Here is a 14,282-nt window from a genome sequence, read left to right on the forward strand (position 1 = left end):
CCCGTGCAGTTCGACGACGACGTGAAAGCTTGCGCCGCGCTGGTACATCGTGCCGACCCTGATCGATTCATGGCGGCGATGGCAGCCCCGGTTGCAGCACGAGCAGTGTTGTTTCCGATCTACGCGCTGAATGTCGAGGTCGCGCGCGCGCCCTGGGTCACGCAAGAGGCGATGATCGCGGAAATGCGCCTGCAATGGTGGCGCGATGCTCTGCAGGAGATCGCCAACGGTCCAACCGTTCGACGGCACGAAGTTGTAACGCCGTTAACGCGCGTATTGTCTCCGCATCTCGTCGCGATGTTGGATGAATATGTCGCCGTAAGGCGTTGGGATATCTATCGTGATCCGTTCGAGGATGAGGCCCATTTCGATGCCTACATCAACCATAGCTCAGGTACGCTGCTGGTGGTTTCGGCGCAGGCATTGGGATCGGCGGACGAAGATGTGGTGCGAGATTTCGGCTATGCGGTGGGCGTTGCCAACTGGTTTCGCGCCATACCAGATCTTGAGGCGCGCGGTCGCATCCCCCTGCTTGATGGAACTCTGGACGGTGTGCAGGCACTGGCGCAAAAGGCGTTGGATCGGTTGCGGTCTGCACGGTCTGAGGGTGCGCGTGTCTCAAAGGCCGCGCAACCGGCGCTGATTGCAGGTTGGCAGGCCGAATGGGTGCTGCGGCGTGCGTTGGCAAATCCACAACTTGTGGCAGCGGGCGCGCTGAAGCAGGGAGAACTCCGCCGCAGGCTATCCCTGATGCGCGTGGCGGCGACAGGACGCTGGTAACCTGATCAGGCAGTCTGGGTATCCGACGGCCTCAGCACCAGCCACAACAACGCACCTCCTGCCAGCGTGAGCAAGGGGATCATGGCGAGATTGACGGCTGTCCACCCTTCGATCGGTGATCCGCCCGAGCAGTTCATCAAACCGCCCGAGGCCAGCGAGGCGAATGTGACCCCACCGAACACCAACAGGTCGTTCAGACCCTGCATCCGGCCGCGTTCGTTAACGTCGTGCGAGGCGGCTAGCATGCTGGTTGCTCCGATGAAGCCGAAATTCCAACCGACGCCAAGCAGCACGAGGGCGACGAAAAAGTTTCCAAGTTCAACCCCTTGCAGGGCGACCACACCAGCTGCCGCCAGTATTGCCAGACCAAGCGCCACAATTTTCTCGACCCCGAAGCGGGCGATCAGGTGGCCGGTAAAGAAACTGGGGACATACATTGCCAGCACGTGGCTGGTGACAATATCCGCTGCGTCATTGGCGGTGTAACCGCAGCCGACAACAGCTAGTGGGGTCGACGTCATGACAAGGTTCATCAGGGCGTATGATACCATCGCGCAGATGACGGCGACGGCGATGCGGGGGGTTTTCAGCAGCTCCCACCGACTGCGCCCTTTGGGGGTATTCGCAGTTGGCCGCTCGGGCGTTGGAATATCAAGAAGGAAGAACAGAGCCGCGCCAATGACATTGAGTGCAATGACGGCGATATAGGTGCCCAGAAACGGAATCACATAGGCGGTTGAAGTCAGTTTTACGATCTGAGGACCGATGATGGCCGCAGCAAGGCCACCTGCCATCACATAAGAGATCGCCTTTGGGCGGAAGTCATCCGATGCGGTGTCAGCTGCGGCAAATCGATAGAATCCGTGCGCGCTCATGTAGACGCCGGTCAGCAGGCTGCCGAGCAGAAAGATCGGGAATGATCCGAGAAAGAGCCCATAGGCGCCAACCACGCCCCCGCAGGCCCCCGCAGTCGACCCGATCAGAAAACCCGCCCGACGACCCCAGCGCTGCATGATGGCTGAAACGGGCGTTGCCGACAGCATTGATCCCAACACAAGCAGCGAGATCGGCAGCGTGGCCAGGCAGGCGTTGGTCGCCAGCGATTGCCCCGCCAGACCGCCAATAATGAAGATTATCGGCAACTGCGCACCCAGAACAGCCTGCGCCGCGACCAAAACGGCGACGTTGCGTTTGGCCCGGTTGTTGTCAGGGGTGGCGGAGGTCATTGTCATGGGCTCATCCGTATCCGTGAAAAGCCCGTCGTACAAGCGGGTTGCATCTGCGGCAAAGCAACCTAACGTGAGCGCATCTTTAACCGCCGGAGCACGCATGTCTGTCGGACGCATTATCGAAACGCCTGACTGTGTTGCCGAAGGGGCGGACTGGCTAGCGGAAACATGCCCCCGCATGGCCTATGCGATGGAACAGACAGGTCCGTTACCGTTGCGGCGCAAGCCTGATGGGTTCGCCCAATTGCTAAGTGCGATCGTCAGTCAGCAGGTCAGTGTCGCCTCGGCCAATGCGATCTGGAAGCGGATGGTCGAGGCAAAGCTCACAGGACCGCGCAAGATCATGTGGGCCAGCGATGACGACCTGCGCGCCGTTGGTCTGAGCCGTCAGAAAATCCGCTATGCCCGTGCGCTGGCCGATGCGCGTATCGACTACAGGGCGTTGCGTAGTGCCCCGGATGACGAAGTTGTCGCCATCCTGACACAAGTGCCTGGGATTGGCGTTTGGACCGCTGAAATCTATGCGATGTTTTCGCTGGGTCGGGCCGACGTGATTGCGCCCGGAGACCTGGCGCTGCAAGAGGCCGCGCGCGTTTTGTATGACCTGTCCGAACGGCCCACGGACAAAGAGCTGCGTCAAATGGCTGAGGCCTGGTCGCCCTGGCGGTCGGTTGCCGCGCGGGTGCTCTGGGCCTATTACCGGGTCGCAAAAGACAGAGAAGGGATCAGATGACACGGGTTTTGAACGCGCTCAGGAAAGAGCCGGTTTCGGGTGATACACGCTCGGTTGTGGTGTTCGTGCATGGCTATGGCGCAAACGGGGCCGATTTGCTGGGATTGGCCGACCCTTTGGGGGAACATCTGCCCGACACGCTGTTTGTCGCCCCTGATGCGCCCGAGCAGATCCCAGGAATGCCAAACGGCTTTCAATGGTTTCCGATCCCCTGGATCGACGGATCATCGGAGGAAGAGGCGCGCCGCGGCATGGAAATGGCGGTCGAGGATTTCAACGCCTTCCTGGACGCGCTTATGGTCGACGAGGACGTTTTGCCCGAACAGGTTGTCTTGTTCGGTTTCTCGCAAGGAACGATGATGAGCCTGCATGTCGCACCTCGCCGCGAAGACCCGGTGGCGGGTATCGTGGCTTTTTCAGGCCGTTTGCTGGAACCGGACATGCTGGCAGAGGAAGTAGTCAGCCGGATGCCGATTCTGCTTGTGCATGGCGACGTGGACGACGTGGTTCCCCCGCAATCTTTGCCCGAAGCCGCCGAAGCCTTGCAGGAGGCTGGATTCAAAGAGGTCTACGCGCACGTGATGAAAGGCACCGGCCACGGGATCGCACCCGACGGGCTAAGCGTGGCGCTGGCCTTTATGCGCGATAAACTGAGCTTGTAGTCGATGATCGCCGTCCGTCCCATGATGCCCGAAGACGTGACCGAAGCTTGCGCGATCCTCAACCAGATCATTGCCGCAGGCGGAGCCACGGCGCATGAGACCCCCTTTTCAGAGGCGCAGTTCGCACTCAGCTATCTGGACGGGGCAGACAAGTTATGTTGCCATGTTGCTCTGGACGATACCGGAGATGTGGCCGGGTTTCAGTGGCTGGGTACATATGATGCCTTGCCCGAGGATTGTGCAGATGTGGCTACTTTTACACGACGATCACCGACGCTGCGTGGAGCAGGGCGTGCCTTGTTTGCCGAAACCGAAAGGGTCGCAAGATCGCTTGGTTTCAATGCGATTAACGCCACCATTCGTGCGGATAACATTCTGGGGCTAAGCTATTATGAAAAGATGGGTTTTCGGGATTACTCGGTGGCCTATGGCGTTCAGCTTCAAGATGGAACACCTGTGAACCGGGTATCCAAGCGGTATGAGCTAAGAAAGGACGTGTCATGCTGATCGTGACAGGAACAGTTGAGGTCGCGCCGCAAGGCGTTGAAAAAGCGGTCAAAGCTGCGCTGGAAATGGTTGCGGAAACCGTGCAAGAACCCGGATGTCTGATTTATGAGTTCAGTCAGATTCTGGGGCACAAAACCTGTTTTCGCGTCTACGAAGAGTGGCAGGATCAGGCCGCACTCGAGGCGCATTTCGCAACACCTCATATGGCCAGGTTTCAGGCCGTTCTGGGCGAGGTTGGGGTGACGTCTAGCGAGATTTACCGTGTAATTGGCGGTGAGAAACTGCCCCTGCGCTAGACGGTTAGTCCCACAATCGGCCTTCTGAAAACTCGACCGAGTTGCCCGCCGGATCGCGCACATATAGCGACCGCGCGCCGTTGGGCCATTCAAACTCGGCATCTATGGGGATGTTCCAATCGAGCAAGTGCTTGCGCATGGCGGCGATCTCTTCGCGGGCGAGTACAAGGCACACATGCCCAGGGCCGCGCGCGCCGTGAGGTGGGACAGGCAGGTCGGGGTTGGTTGGCGGTTGTTCGGTCTGATCGGGGTTGAACAACAGCAGAACCGAGTGGCCGATGCGGTAAAACACGTGCCGGTCCTCGACGCGCTGGATGCGTTTCAGCGCCAGAACCTCGCCGTAAAAAGTCTCGGCTGCGTCCAGATCGTCGACATACAGAGCCGCCTCGAGAATGGCCGAGGGCACAGGTATTTCGGGCGTCAGTTTCATGGCCCTAGTCTAGCAGATCGGGCCTTGGTCGTCATCGACGCGGACGCCGGTCCCGTTTTCGCTGCACAGAGGTGCTCAGGGCTGGCATGGGCAGGCTGTCCCAAGCGCCGGGTTCCAGTCCGTCCAGCGTCCAATCGCCGATGCGCGCGCGGATCAGCCGAAGGGTGGGGTGCCCAACCGCTGCGGTCAGGCGGCGGACCTGTCGGTTTCGGCCTTCGCGGAGCGTAAGCTCGATCCAGCTGTCGGGCACCGTTTGGCGCACCCGGATGGGTGGGGTACGAGCCCAGAGCCCGTCGGGTTCGTCCATTAACCGTGCCTTGGCCGGCCGCGTCGGCCCATCTTTCAACTCGACACCGTCCCGCAATGCGTTGAGCGTTGCGCCGTCCGGGATGCCTTCGACCTGAACCCAATAGGTCTTGGCCATCTTGTGCTTTGGGTCCGAAATCTGCGCCTGAAGCCGCCCGTTATCGGTAAGCAACATCAACCCCTCGCTGTCACGGTCCAGGCGCCCGGCGGGATACACATCCGGCAGATCGATGAAATCTGACAGGGTGCTGCGCGGCGAATCCGCATTCGCGCGATCAGTGAATTGCGGCAGCACGTCGTAGGGTTTGTTGAAGCGGATGAACCAGGACATAAACCCCGCCATAGCTTGCTGACAAAACCGTTGCAACCTGTGGATAACTGTCACGCCACTGTTACGCTTTGGGCTTAACCAGTGACCGAGATATTGTGGAAACTCAGGGCTTGTCAGAGTTTTAACACGATATATAGTTAGATTAAGGCCGGGGCGGGTGTTCCCCGCTCTGATGTCAAAACAGGCAGAGCAGAGCGAGGAGCGATTCTGATATGGATGGAGACTTCAGGACCGAATTTGTCAGGGAAACCGGTGCGCTCAAGCATCATCCGGCATTGGTTTTGAACGCAGACTATCGCCCCTTGTCCTACTACCCTTTGTCCCTGTGGCCCTGGCAGGAAGCAATCAAGGCTGCTTGGCTGGACAGGGTCGACATAGTCGCTGAATATGACGAGGTTGTCCGCAGTCCGAGTACCGAGATCCGAATACCTTCGGTCGTTGTCCTGAAGGATTACGTAAAACCCAGAAAGCGCGTGGCCTTCACGCGCTTTAATTTATTTCTGCGGGACGAATTCAAATGCCAGTACTGCGGCAGCCGCGACAACCTGACCTTTGATCATGTGGTGCCGCGCGCCGCAGGTGGCGTCACAAGCTGGCAGAATGTGGTGGCTGCGTGCAGCCCGTGCAATCTGCGCAAAGGGTCCAAGTCGCTGCGACAGGCACGCATGTCTTTGAACAAGCCACCCCGCCAGCCGGATGCCGAGGCGTTGCGCAATATCGGGCGCAAGTTCCCGCCGAACCACCTGCATGAAAGTTGGATAGACTTCCTGTATTGGGATGCCGAACTGGACGCTTAATAACGTTCAGCGTGCGCGCGAGGCCGCAAGCCATAGCAGCACCAGACCGGCCGAGAACAGCGCGTTCCAGCCCGCCATGGACAGGCCCAACATCTCCCACGGAATCTCGTCGCAACGCACCAGCGGGGCGGACATGATCTGATCGAACAGGTCTTTCTGCGACAGACCACCGATGTCGCCCGAGGTGCATGTCGAAGGACCCTCCCACAATCCGCGTTCGACACCGGCGTGGAACACGCCGATCCCTGCGGTGATCGCCGCTGCGATCGCGCCCAGTAGGGGGAGAAAGCGAACACCAGGGAAGGCAAAGGCGCATACTCCCAGTGCAATCGCAGCGGCATGCGGATACCGCTGCCAGATACACATCTTGCACGGCGCCAACCCGCCAAGATGCTGAAAACCCAGCGCGCCCAGCAAAAGTGCCGCTGATCCGGCTGTGGCGAGGAGTATTAGAAGGTTGCGTTTCGTCATAGATATCTAACCGCCAAGAACCCACCAAACAGCAAGATGATGAAGAGGGTGAACATCAGTCCCAAACGTTTTTCGATGAATTCCCGGATCGGTTCGCCAAATCCCCAAAGCAAACCGGCGACAAGGAAAAAGCGCAGTGCACGAGCTAGGATCGAAGTGGCAATGAACGTCCCAAGTGGCATTCCCGTCCAGCCGGACATGATGGTGATCACCTTGTAAGGGAAGGGGGTCACCCCGGCCGCCAGAACCGCCCAGAACCCGAAATCGTTAAAGCGATGGTTGAACTCTTCCATGGCATGCGCCTTGCCCATCGACTCGAGAATGGGTTGCCCGATGCTTTCATAAAAGAACGCGCCGATTGCATATCCCAGAAGCCCGCCCAGGACCGAGGCCACCAACGCGACGGACGCAATCAACCACGCCCGAGATGGCCGCGCGATGATCATCGGGATCATCAGCACATCCGGTGGAATCGGAAAGAACGAACTTTCAACAAAGGCCACGACCGCAAGCGCCCAAAGAGCGCGCGGATGTTCGGCCAGACGGATGGTCCAGTCATACAGGGATCGTAGCATAGGATGCAGGGTTCCAATTCAATGTTGATGCAAGCCAAACCATGCAGGTGTTTAACCGTCAACCGTTAGAGGCAAAACAAACTGGGGTAAGGTTGATTTTTGCCTCTGGACCTTCCCGACTGGTGACGGTAATCCAATGATCGTGGCCCAAGTGGCGGAATGGTAGACGCAGGGGATTCAAAATCCCCCGCCTTCACGGGCGTGAGAGTTCGAGTCTCTCCTTGGGCACCACATCCTTATTAAGTCAAAGGGTTTCCTTGCCGGATTATGCGGGAAAGGAGCCAATTTGCTATGGAATTTTGAACGTTCGATGGGCTGTTTCTGACGGATTAGCAACAGCTTAGAAGCCTGGCACGGTCGGTTTTCGTCCGACAACTGATTCAAATATGTGTCGAATGCGAAGGAATGCAGTGCAAGCATCAATCAGTGCGGACGAATAATTGCTGCATACAGTGCGGACGAATAATTGCTGCATACCTAAATTAGTGTTCGACGTGCCAACATTGTTGCTTGCTTGGCTCAGTTCGAGGTGCTAGCGACCCGGTCAACATTTAGGTGAGGTCATTCATGGTCAATTTCTTTGGGTTGTCGATCGAAAGGTTATGGGGCGCGGACGCCAGAAGGTTTGACGAACGGAATAGGCTTTGGGATATCTCGGATAATTCTGAGACAGGATTTGCCAACCAAGAATATTATGAAGACGACTCGGTCGTAGACGCATATGACATGGTCGGGTATTTGCGGGGCGAGCACAGTCGTCGCCCGAGTTCATTTAGCAACGATCCACTGTCATTTCAGGCAATATCTGTTGCAGAACAAATTGGTGCAACGAAGATATTGGACGTTGGATGCGGAGCGGGCTTCTTTAGATATGCCCTGGAAAAATATTCTGAAATTGAGTTGGATAGGTATTTTGGCATCGATATATCTGAACGCCAAATCGCGCGGGCAAAGAAAAGGTATGGTGAAAATTTCAGTGTGGCTAGCGCAGATGAGTTGGATGCGGTCTTCATAAGCGAGTTCGACTTCGTTCATCTTTATAGCGTGTTGAATTTTATGCATCCAACGAGGCAGCTGAAGTTTCTAAAGTCGCTCCTCAATAGCAGCGCAACGACAATCATCCGGTTTTCAGCCACTGAGCGTCATGTTCAGTATTGCCCGCAAGTCTCATACAAGAATCTTGGCTCAACCAAGCGCGACGGCAAAGTTCTGCTTTCTCAAATTGGTTTCTGCCTGCTTAAAGACATTGAGCGCATCGTAAAATCTAGTGGTCGATACTAGTTAGACGTCGATGAGATCAATTTTTCAGTTTCGGCTGCTTGCAATCTTGGTGACCAAGACGGAGCGGTATCTGTTGAGGAAACCGTTCTCAAACGTAACTTGAAAGAAGCGACGGAAAAATTTGAGGTGGGGACGAAGCTAAAAGCCCATCAATGTACGATCCGCCCAAAGGAAATCGACGTGTCCGGGGTTGGTATTCCAGCTGAGTTGGTTGAGCTTCTAGAGAACGCACCTCCAAAACCGAACGAAAAGGCGAAAGGTTAAACCTCCCCAATTTGGCAAAAGATCGTAGCATGGAAATCTTGAAGCCCGTCCGCAGATACTTGCGATTGTTGGCGAGAAAGCAAAGTAAATGGCGGTACAAGACCGTGACGGAGCTCATCTGACATTTACTTTTCTGCCTTTCTGAATTCAATGCGCCCGTGTTTCTTGGAAATATCTGGGTTCCGTTGCCCCACCTTACGTGTCTTTGGATGCGCCGGCGAGGTACCGCCATGTATCCCTGCGTGAGTTGGATACACAAAGAAATCAGATCGTACAGCGCGACGCGTTTCAGGCTCAATTCAAAACGTCGGCGATTGCACCTATCAGATTGAGCACTTCATGCGTTTCACGGTTCACTTCGTATACGTAATCACCGGCGCGCACGTAATAGCCATTGCGCCGTAATCCCCATCGGCCCGGTTCGTCGATACGGACATACCCGTCATAGATGTAATCGCCACGGCGATATTTTTTGGCTTGGCCTGGCGGTACACATGGTACCGCTTTCTTCGCGAGGCCGGGCGGGCAGTGTTTGGATTTGGACTTTACAAGGATTGGCGCGGTTGCGTTGAAGCCAAAACCCTGGTCGGTGCTATGACCCCATAACCTGTCGTTTGCACTTGCCATAGACGCCCCTTGCAGGGTTAGGGCTGCCGTAAGAACTCCAACTGATACTTTCATTTCCAGCGCCTTCTAAAGTTTCAGGGTTTAGATATGCATTTGAACGCGTAAGGGCGAGGCGGTCGGCAAGAATGCGCCTTTCGATGCGGCGACACTGCTAACGCACTCTCAGAAACCAAATGAGGAACCTCACGTCGCAGAACCCACCAGCAGTATTCAGACAGCTTGTTCTTGGTTCACCCAGGCGTCCGTTATTCGTTTGTCTTTATTTCGCGAACAACATTAACCGAACGTGAACAATGTATTCGCACAGTGTTCAACCGTGTTGAGGCATAGTGATCAGGTTGGATCGAACGAGTGGTGTGTCGTTTGATCGCTGACAAGGGGAAAAGCATGATCAAGCCTGCCTTTGTGACTGAAAAATCCAGCACAACAGCTGTGATGCAAACCTCTGGTAAGATTGCCGGAGAACGTTTGTCAACCACGACCAAATCGAGCAGTGGTCGCTTCCCTCCTATCGAAAATGCACTAACCGAGATCGTAAAAAACAAGCGGCTTTTTGAGGCACATAACAACGTCTGAAGGCAGTTCAGCGGACCCCCAAACAATTCCCGGTATTCGTCCTAGATATTGGAATTGAAAACTGAATCCCGCTCCGGTTTTGGGGCGGGATTTCTTTCTTCATGCGACGGTGAACAAAGTGGGCGGGATCTTGCACTTAGAATTAGTCGGGCCAGCCGCTTCCCATCCCTGTGAAGCATATGGCTGGCCCGGTTTTCAGTACTTCCGTGAGTAGTCAGCACTGTGGATAGATCGATGCGGACTCGCTAACCGTTTGTTTTCGGTCCTGAGCAACTCCATGAGCATCTCAGCAACTTGCTCAGCCTCGTGTTTGGGCGTGTTCAGTTTCTCGACTGCCCACAGTGCCAGGTCGTCTTTCGTCATGTTCTTCCCCCACCTTGCGCTTACGGCCCTCAGTACAGGCCCAGCAATGATTTAACCTCCGCTTCGACGGCATCGGTGACAGGTTTGTTGGCCGCAGCTTCCAACGCTTCCCGCTCGGCCAATTCCTGTTCTTCGACCAGATCAGCCAGTTCCTGCACTTCTTCGGTTGCTTCCTCGTATTCGACAGCCGCCTGTCTTTCGTCGTTCAGGTCCTGCGCGGCATCGATGGACTCGTCCAAATCAGCGCGGGCTTCATCCAATTGTTCTTCAATTTCTGGATCCGTTCCGCCCGCGTCTTCAAGCGCTTGCTCAAGATCCTCAACGCGTTCCTGGTTTTCCTGCACTTCGTTCAGAGCAACCTCCAGGTCTTCCTCGATCTCAGAAACGGTCCGTTCCGGTGGCTCCAGTCCGGTGAGCTCTTCCAGCTGTTCCGCAAGCTCTTCGCGCAGCGGCTCACCTGCCAACACGGTGTCGCGATAATTTGCAATTCGACCGACGCGCGAATTGGGGGCCGCGTTTGCCAGTGCAGTCTCGCTGGCATTGGCGGCGTTCAAAGCGCCCAGTTCAGACGGGTGGGCACCAAGTAGCGCAGCCATTGTGTTGCCTTTGGTCCGAACGGCGGGACGAACAGATTCCTCCACAATCACGGTTTTCGACTTGTGGTAGGTCCTAGGCTTTTGCCTGCCACCATTCGTGCTCGCGCCTTTCTTGGAGGTGGTAACTGTTCTCGATTTACCTTTGCCGCCAAAGATGTCCTTCAAGGAAAAACGGCCACCGTTGCCCGAAGCAGAGCGTGAGAATTTGGACTTCGATTTGCTGGCGTTTCGGCCACCACGGCTTTTGTCCGCACCTTTCTTGCCGCCTTTGTTACCAACGGAACTATGGTCGCCACGATCACCTTTGGCCGAATTCCCTTTGCCGCCGCTGTTACCCTTTCCTCCGCCGTTTCCTTTTCCTCCACCATTTCCGTTGTCGCCACCCTTGCCGTTTCCTCCACCGTTACCTTTTCCGCCGCCATTGCCTTTGCCTTCCTTTGCAAAGGCTACGTCGGGCATAGCGACGGTGGCTACGATGGCTGTTGATCCCAGCAGCGCAATTGCCAAGGTAGATGCTTTTAACAGTGTCAAACTGGTGGTTTTCATATCGACCTCCCCGGTGGAAATCAGCGGGCATCAGAATTCTGAAACAACTCGCTGTGTTCAATCGTCTGGATTCGCGCACGAATCTCCTAAGCTTGTTGCCATTTAACTTGAGCGTGCTTGAACGCAGGGCTAACTGCTTGTTCATCATCGGTTCATGTCGAAAGACGTAGTCTCTAGCCGCGAAATACGAGGACTTTCATGCGTGCGAAGGTGATCTTGGTGGTTGCAAGCCTGCTGGTTGCTTTGCCCATTGGGGAAGCGGCAGCCCAGACGCGCGAGCTTAAGCAAGGCGAACTGCGCAAGGCGACCCTTACCGGGGGCACCATCCGTTTGAAACGGGTTATCAAAGGTGTCGAGAAAGCTTATGGCGGCACCCCCGTAGATGCGCGCGCGTTTCAGGCTGATCAGATTTACTATCGCATTCTAGTCAAGAAGCCTGATGGAAAAATAGTCAGCGTGATTGTGAATGCGCAGACCGGAATGGTCGTTTCCAACCGATCCAGTGTTGGGCGTCAAATATCGAAAGCAGCGCGTTCGAATCCCGCCAACGCCAACAACAGCCGCAAGACCAACAGCAACCTTGGTGCCTCTGCGAACCGTGGAAACAACGACAGTGGCAACGGTCGCGGCAACAGCGGCGGCAATGGCAACGGCGGCGGCGGCGGCAACAGCGGTGGAAACGGCAACAGCGGCGGCAATGGAGGCGGCAATGGTGGTGGAAACGGCGGTGGTAATAGCGGTGGTAACGGCGGCGGGAATGGTGGCGGAAACGGCGGTGGTAACGGTGGCGGCAATTCTGGCGGGAACGGCAAAGGCAACGGTAAAAAATAGTGCTTAAACCAAAGCCGTTGTGACTGTAGCTTTTGAATATGAGAGTACTTCTGGCCGAAGATGAGCCGCAGCTATGCGAGCAGATCAAGAAACTTCTAAGTTCAGAAGGTCGCGTGGTCGACGTGGCCAACAACGGAACAGACGCCCTGCATTTAGGTGCGACTGAACCTTACGACATGATCATCCTCGACATTGGGTTGCCGGAACGCGACGGTATTTCTGTCCTGCGGGAATGGCGAAGTGCGGGCGTCAAGACGCCGGTGTTGATCCTGACGGCCCGCGACGGGTGGAGCGAGCGTGTGGATGGCCTTGATGCAGGCGCTGATGACTACATGACGAAGCCGTTTCACATGCCCGAACTGGCGGCGCGAGTGCGCGCCATCCTGCGCAGACAAAGCGGTCAGCTGAATCCGGTGATCGAGATGGGGGACGTCATGCTTGATACGCGAAACGGGCGTGTCAGTGTGGGTGGAATTCCCGTCGATCTGACCGCGCAAGAGATTGCTGTGCTGACTTACCTTGCCCACAACATGGGACGCATGGTGTCACGTACCGAGTTGTCAGAGCACATCTACGAGTATGACGGTGACCGGGATTCGAACACCATAGCCGTATTCATAACCCGGTTACGAAAAAAGCTGGGATCTGACCTTATCACAACGGTCAGAGGGCGCGGCTATATGATCGATACGGCCTGATGTTATCGCTGCGCCAGCGCGCTTTGCTTGGCGGCCTCGCGACAGGTGCGCTTTCTGTCGGCGTCGGAACGCTGGTTGTGTTTTCATACATCAACACCCGTGTCCTGGAGCAATTCGACGAAACTCTGCGCGACAGGCACACGCAACTTGTTGTCGGGTTGAGTGCGACGACCGACGACCCAGAGGCTCTGCGCGATCTCATGTTCGACCCGGCCTACGGTACTCCATACTCCGGCAGGTATTGGCAAGTGACCGATGGCAACGGAGCCACTTTTACATCTGCCTCGCTCTTTGATGAAACAATTTCCGAACCCGCGCGTGCGACGGAACAGTCCACCGTCTGGAACACATCTGGACCGGACAATGAGGCCGTTCGCGGCGTCTACCAGAAAATCACATTTGAAGACGGAACCGAGTGGGGCGTTACGGTCGCTGAAAGCAGGCTTGAGCTAATAAGTGAACGCCGCGCGGCGCAAAACAACCTGCTTCCGGTATTTGGCTTGGTCGGCTTGATCGGAGTTGCGGGGTCATTGTTGTTGATGTCTGCAATTATCGGCCCCCTCAGGAAATTGCGTGCAGATGTGGCGCATCGCTGGGACAAGGGCGACGATCTGAAGCCCGAAGATTATCCGGAAGAGGTTTCGCCGCTTGTTGAGGACCTCAATCAATTGTTGCACAGAAACCGCGAAATTGTGTCTGGTTCCAGACGGCAAGCAGCGGACTTGGCACATGCACTCAAAACGCCGACCGCAATCCTCCGAAACGAACTGGCAACTTTGTCGGACGCGGGCTCAGATACCGAACCTGCAGATGACGCGTTGAACAGGATAGACGCCCAACTCAAGCGGTCTCTTGCGCGCATGCGCGCGTCAAACACCGCTGAACTGACGCATTCGCGCACTGATCTAACAAATTCCGTTAACCGGCTATCCAGATTGTTTTCGGTTATGGCCGAGCGTGAAGGGAAAACTCTGACGACAGATTGTGAGGCTGGGCTTCAGGTTCGAATGGATCCTCAGGACATCGAAGAGGTCATTGGAAATCTCCTCGACAACGCAATCAAATGGGGTCAGAAAACGATCCGATTTTCTGCGGTCAGCGTAGAAAACGGTATCGAGCTTTGTATCGAAGATGACGGCCCAGGTATCCCGGAAGAAGCTGAAAGAGACGTACTTCGCTTTGGCAAACGGCTTGATACGTCGGTGATTGGCACCGGCTTGGGTCTGGCAATTGTTGCTGACCTTCTAAAAGCGTATGGAGCGAAATTGCAGTTGAAGGGCTCTGCCGAACTGGGTGGATTGGCCTGCTACGTATTTGTTCCGGAACAATTGCGAAACTGATCGGTTTAGAGACTTTGAGCGGACGATTGAACGCAGGTCCTAT

General features: G+C 55.9%; 18 protein-coding genes and 1 tRNA gene. 12 read left to right on the plus strand and 7 right to left on the minus strand.

Features of this window, described 5'->3' with window-relative positions; genetic code table 11:
* Positions 1–3: 3 nt before the first annotated feature.
* A complete protein-coding gene (locus ACR0LX_RS00920; protein WP_480782196.1) occupies positions 4–780 on the plus strand; it encodes a squalene/phytoene synthase family protein in 777 nt (258 codons plus the stop codon).
* Between the two features lie 5 nt (positions 781–785).
* Here ACR0LX_RS00920 and ACR0LX_RS00925 read toward each other — a convergent pair whose 3' ends face one another.
* The gene (locus ACR0LX_RS00925; protein WP_480782197.1) at positions 786–2,012 is read right to left on the minus strand and encodes an MFS transporter; all 1,227 of its coding nucleotides are present in this window, start codon (positions 2,010–2,012) and stop codon (positions 786–788) included.
* A gap of 97 nt (positions 2,013–2,109) precedes the next feature.
* Here ACR0LX_RS00925 and ACR0LX_RS00930 point away from each other — a divergent pair, with 97 nt between their 5' ends.
* Genes ACR0LX_RS00930 through ACR0LX_RS00945 form a run of 4 tightly spaced genes read left to right on the plus strand, consistent with a single transcriptional unit; the run spans position 2,110 to position 4,207 of the window.
* On the plus strand, positions 2,110–2,742 hold the full coding sequence (locus ACR0LX_RS00930) for a DNA-3-methyladenine glycosylase family protein (RefSeq protein ID WP_480782198.1): 633 nt from the start codon (positions 2,110–2,112) through the stop codon (positions 2,740–2,742).
* Positions 2,739–3,404 carry an alpha/beta hydrolase gene (locus tag ACR0LX_RS00935; RefSeq protein WP_480569936.1) on the plus strand — a complete coding sequence of 222 codons (666 nt, stop codon included), beginning with the start codon at positions 2,739–2,741 and terminating at the stop codon, positions 3,402–3,404. The genes ACR0LX_RS00930 and ACR0LX_RS00935 overlap by 4 nt, the downstream gene beginning before the upstream one ends.
* Before the next feature lie 3 nt (positions 3,405–3,407).
* The gene (locus ACR0LX_RS00940) at positions 3,408–3,911 is read left to right on the plus strand and encodes an N-acetyltransferase family protein (RefSeq protein ID WP_480782199.1); all 504 of its coding nucleotides are present in this window, start codon (positions 3,408–3,410) and stop codon (positions 3,909–3,911) included.
* Positions 3,905–4,207 (plus strand): putative quinol monooxygenase, encoded by a 303-nt coding sequence (locus tag ACR0LX_RS00945; RefSeq protein ID WP_480782200.1) that lies wholly within the window; start codon positions 3,905–3,907, stop codon positions 4,205–4,207. The genes ACR0LX_RS00940 and ACR0LX_RS00945 overlap by 7 nt, the downstream gene beginning before the upstream one ends.
* A gap of 4 nt (positions 4,208–4,211) precedes the next feature.
* Here the strand turns inward: ACR0LX_RS00945 and ACR0LX_RS00950 are convergent, their stop codons facing one another.
* Positions 4,212–4,637: a VOC family protein gene (locus ACR0LX_RS00950; RefSeq protein WP_480782201.1), complete on the minus strand. Its 426-nt coding sequence runs from the start codon at positions 4,635–4,637 to the stop codon at positions 4,212–4,214.
* 31 nt (positions 4,638–4,668) lie between these two features.
* Positions 4,669–5,274: a pseudouridine synthase gene (locus ACR0LX_RS00955; RefSeq protein ID WP_480782202.1), complete on the minus strand. Its 606-nt coding sequence runs from the start codon at positions 5,272–5,274 to the stop codon at positions 4,669–4,671.
* Positions 5,275–5,486: 212 nt separating this feature from the next.
* Here ACR0LX_RS00955 and ACR0LX_RS00960 point away from each other — a divergent pair, with 212 nt between their 5' ends.
* Positions 5,487–6,071, plus strand: coding sequence for an HNH endonuclease (locus ACR0LX_RS00960; RefSeq protein WP_480569922.1), 585 nt, complete (start codon positions 5,487–5,489; stop codon positions 6,069–6,071).
* A 6-nt stretch (positions 6,072–6,077) separates the two neighbouring features.
* On the opposite strand, the gene ACR0LX_RS00965 is transcribed toward ACR0LX_RS00960, so the two are convergent.
* Positions 6,078–6,542, minus strand: coding sequence for a disulfide bond formation protein B (locus ACR0LX_RS00965; RefSeq protein WP_480782203.1), 465 nt, complete (start codon positions 6,540–6,542; stop codon positions 6,078–6,080).
* Complete coding sequence (locus tag ACR0LX_RS00970) at positions 6,539–7,117, minus strand: YqaA family protein (protein ID WP_480569917.1); 579 nt, start codon at positions 7,115–7,117, stop codon at positions 6,539–6,541. The genes ACR0LX_RS00965 and ACR0LX_RS00970 overlap by 4 nt, the downstream gene beginning before the upstream one ends.
* A 145-nt stretch (positions 7,118–7,262) precedes the next feature.
* On the opposite strand from ACR0LX_RS00970, the gene ACR0LX_RS00975 reads away from it, so the two are divergent.
* A tRNA-Leu gene (locus tag ACR0LX_RS00975) sits at positions 7,263–7,348 on the plus strand.
* Positions 7,349–7,684: 336 nt separating this feature from the next.
* Complete coding sequence (locus tag ACR0LX_RS00980; protein WP_480782204.1) at positions 7,685–8,398, plus strand: class I SAM-dependent methyltransferase; 714 nt, start codon at positions 7,685–7,687, stop codon at positions 8,396–8,398.
* A 558-nt stretch (positions 8,399–8,956) separates the two neighbouring features.
* Here ACR0LX_RS00980 and ACR0LX_RS00985 read toward each other — a convergent pair.
* Positions 8,957–9,343: a hypothetical protein gene (locus ACR0LX_RS00985; RefSeq protein WP_480782205.1), complete on the minus strand. Its 387-nt coding sequence runs from the start codon at positions 9,341–9,343 to the stop codon at positions 8,957–8,959.
* A 333-nt stretch (positions 9,344–9,676) separates the two neighbouring features.
* Here ACR0LX_RS00985 and ACR0LX_RS00990 point away from each other — a divergent pair, with 333 nt between their 5' ends.
* Positions 9,677–9,865 (plus strand): hypothetical protein, encoded by a 189-nt coding sequence (locus ACR0LX_RS00990; protein ID WP_480782206.1) that lies wholly within the window; start codon positions 9,677–9,679, stop codon positions 9,863–9,865.
* Between the two features lie 392 nt (positions 9,866–10,257).
* On the opposite strand, the gene ACR0LX_RS00995 is transcribed toward ACR0LX_RS00990, so the two are convergent.
* Positions 10,258–11,370: a hypothetical protein gene (locus ACR0LX_RS00995; RefSeq protein WP_480782207.1), complete on the minus strand. Its 1,113-nt coding sequence runs from the start codon at positions 11,368–11,370 to the stop codon at positions 10,258–10,260.
* Between the two features lie 198 nt (positions 11,371–11,568).
* Between ACR0LX_RS00995 and ACR0LX_RS01000 the strand changes: the two genes are divergently transcribed.
* The 3 genes from ACR0LX_RS01000 to ACR0LX_RS01010 are packed head-to-tail and all read left to right on the plus strand — an operon-like array spanning position 11,569 to position 14,239.
* Entirely contained in the window at positions 11,569–12,201 is a 633-nt protein-coding gene (locus tag ACR0LX_RS01000) for a PepSY domain-containing protein (protein ID WP_480782208.1), read from the plus strand.
* 38 nt (positions 12,202–12,239) lie between these two features.
* Positions 12,240–12,899, plus strand: a complete 660-nt coding sequence (locus ACR0LX_RS01005; RefSeq protein WP_480782209.1) for a response regulator transcription factor — start codon at positions 12,240–12,242, stop codon at positions 12,897–12,899.
* On the plus strand, positions 12,899–14,239 hold the full coding sequence (locus ACR0LX_RS01010; RefSeq protein WP_480782210.1) for a sensor histidine kinase: 1,341 nt from the start codon (positions 12,899–12,901) through the stop codon (positions 14,237–14,239). Before ACR0LX_RS01005 ends, ACR0LX_RS01010 begins: the two co-directional genes overlap by 1 nt.
* The last annotated feature ends 43 nt before the right edge of the window (positions 14,240–14,282 follow it).

The sequence above is a fragment of the Ruegeria sp. CH11 genome (genome assembly GCF_056537105.1).

What these genes read in the sequence shown, in the direction of transcription:
- ACR0LX_RS00925 (WP_480782197.1), bottom strand. Translation starts at nt 2,012, where the DNA reads ATGACAATGACCTCCGCCACCCCTGACAACAACCGGGCCAAACGCAAC.
- ACR0LX_RS00930 (WP_480782198.1), top strand. Translation starts at nt 2,110, where the DNA reads ATGTCTGTCGGACGCATTATCGAAACGCCTGACTGTGTTGCCGAAGGG.
- ACR0LX_RS00935 (WP_480569936.1), top strand. Translation starts at nt 2,739, where the DNA reads ATGACACGGGTTTTGAACGCGCTCAGGAAAGAGCCGGTTTCGGGTGAT.
- ACR0LX_RS00940 (WP_480782199.1), top strand. Translation starts at nt 3,408, where the DNA reads ATGATCGCCGTCCGTCCCATGATGCCCGAAGACGTGACCGAAGCTTGC.
- ACR0LX_RS00945 (WP_480782200.1), top strand. Translation starts at nt 3,905, where the DNA reads ATGCTGATCGTGACAGGAACAGTTGAGGTCGCGCCGCAAGGCGTTGAA.
- ACR0LX_RS00950 (WP_480782201.1), bottom strand. Translation starts at nt 4,637, where the DNA reads ATGAAACTGACGCCCGAAATACCTGTGCCCTCGGCCATTCTCGAGGCG.
- ACR0LX_RS00955 (WP_480782202.1), bottom strand. Translation starts at nt 5,274, where the DNA reads ATGTCCTGGTTCATCCGCTTCAACAAACCCTACGACGTGCTGCCGCAA.
- ACR0LX_RS00960 (WP_480569922.1), top strand. Translation starts at nt 5,487, where the DNA reads ATGGATGGAGACTTCAGGACCGAATTTGTCAGGGAAACCGGTGCGCTC.
- ACR0LX_RS00965 (WP_480782203.1), bottom strand. Translation starts at nt 6,542, where the DNA reads ATGACGAAACGCAACCTTCTAATACTCCTCGCCACAGCCGGATCAGCG.
- ACR0LX_RS00970 (WP_480569917.1), bottom strand. Translation starts at nt 7,117, where the DNA reads ATGCTACGATCCCTGTATGACTGGACCATCCGTCTGGCCGAACATCCG.
- ACR0LX_RS00980 (WP_480782204.1), top strand. Translation starts at nt 7,685, where the DNA reads ATGGTCAATTTCTTTGGGTTGTCGATCGAAAGGTTATGGGGCGCGGAC.
- ACR0LX_RS00985 (WP_480782205.1), bottom strand. Translation starts at nt 9,343, where the DNA reads ATGAAAGTATCAGTTGGAGTTCTTACGGCAGCCCTAACCCTGCAAGGG.
- ACR0LX_RS00990 (WP_480782206.1), top strand. Translation starts at nt 9,677, where the DNA reads ATGATCAAGCCTGCCTTTGTGACTGAAAAATCCAGCACAACAGCTGTG.
- ACR0LX_RS00995 (WP_480782207.1), bottom strand. Translation starts at nt 11,370, where the DNA reads ATGAAAACCACCAGTTTGACACTGTTAAAAGCATCTACCTTGGCAATT.
- ACR0LX_RS01000 (WP_480782208.1), top strand. Translation starts at nt 11,569, where the DNA reads ATGCGTGCGAAGGTGATCTTGGTGGTTGCAAGCCTGCTGGTTGCTTTG.
- ACR0LX_RS01005 (WP_480782209.1), top strand. Translation starts at nt 12,240, where the DNA reads ATGAGAGTACTTCTGGCCGAAGATGAGCCGCAGCTATGCGAGCAGATC.
- ACR0LX_RS01010 (WP_480782210.1), top strand. Translation starts at nt 12,899, where the DNA reads ATGTTATCGCTGCGCCAGCGCGCTTTGCTTGGCGGCCTCGCGACAGGT.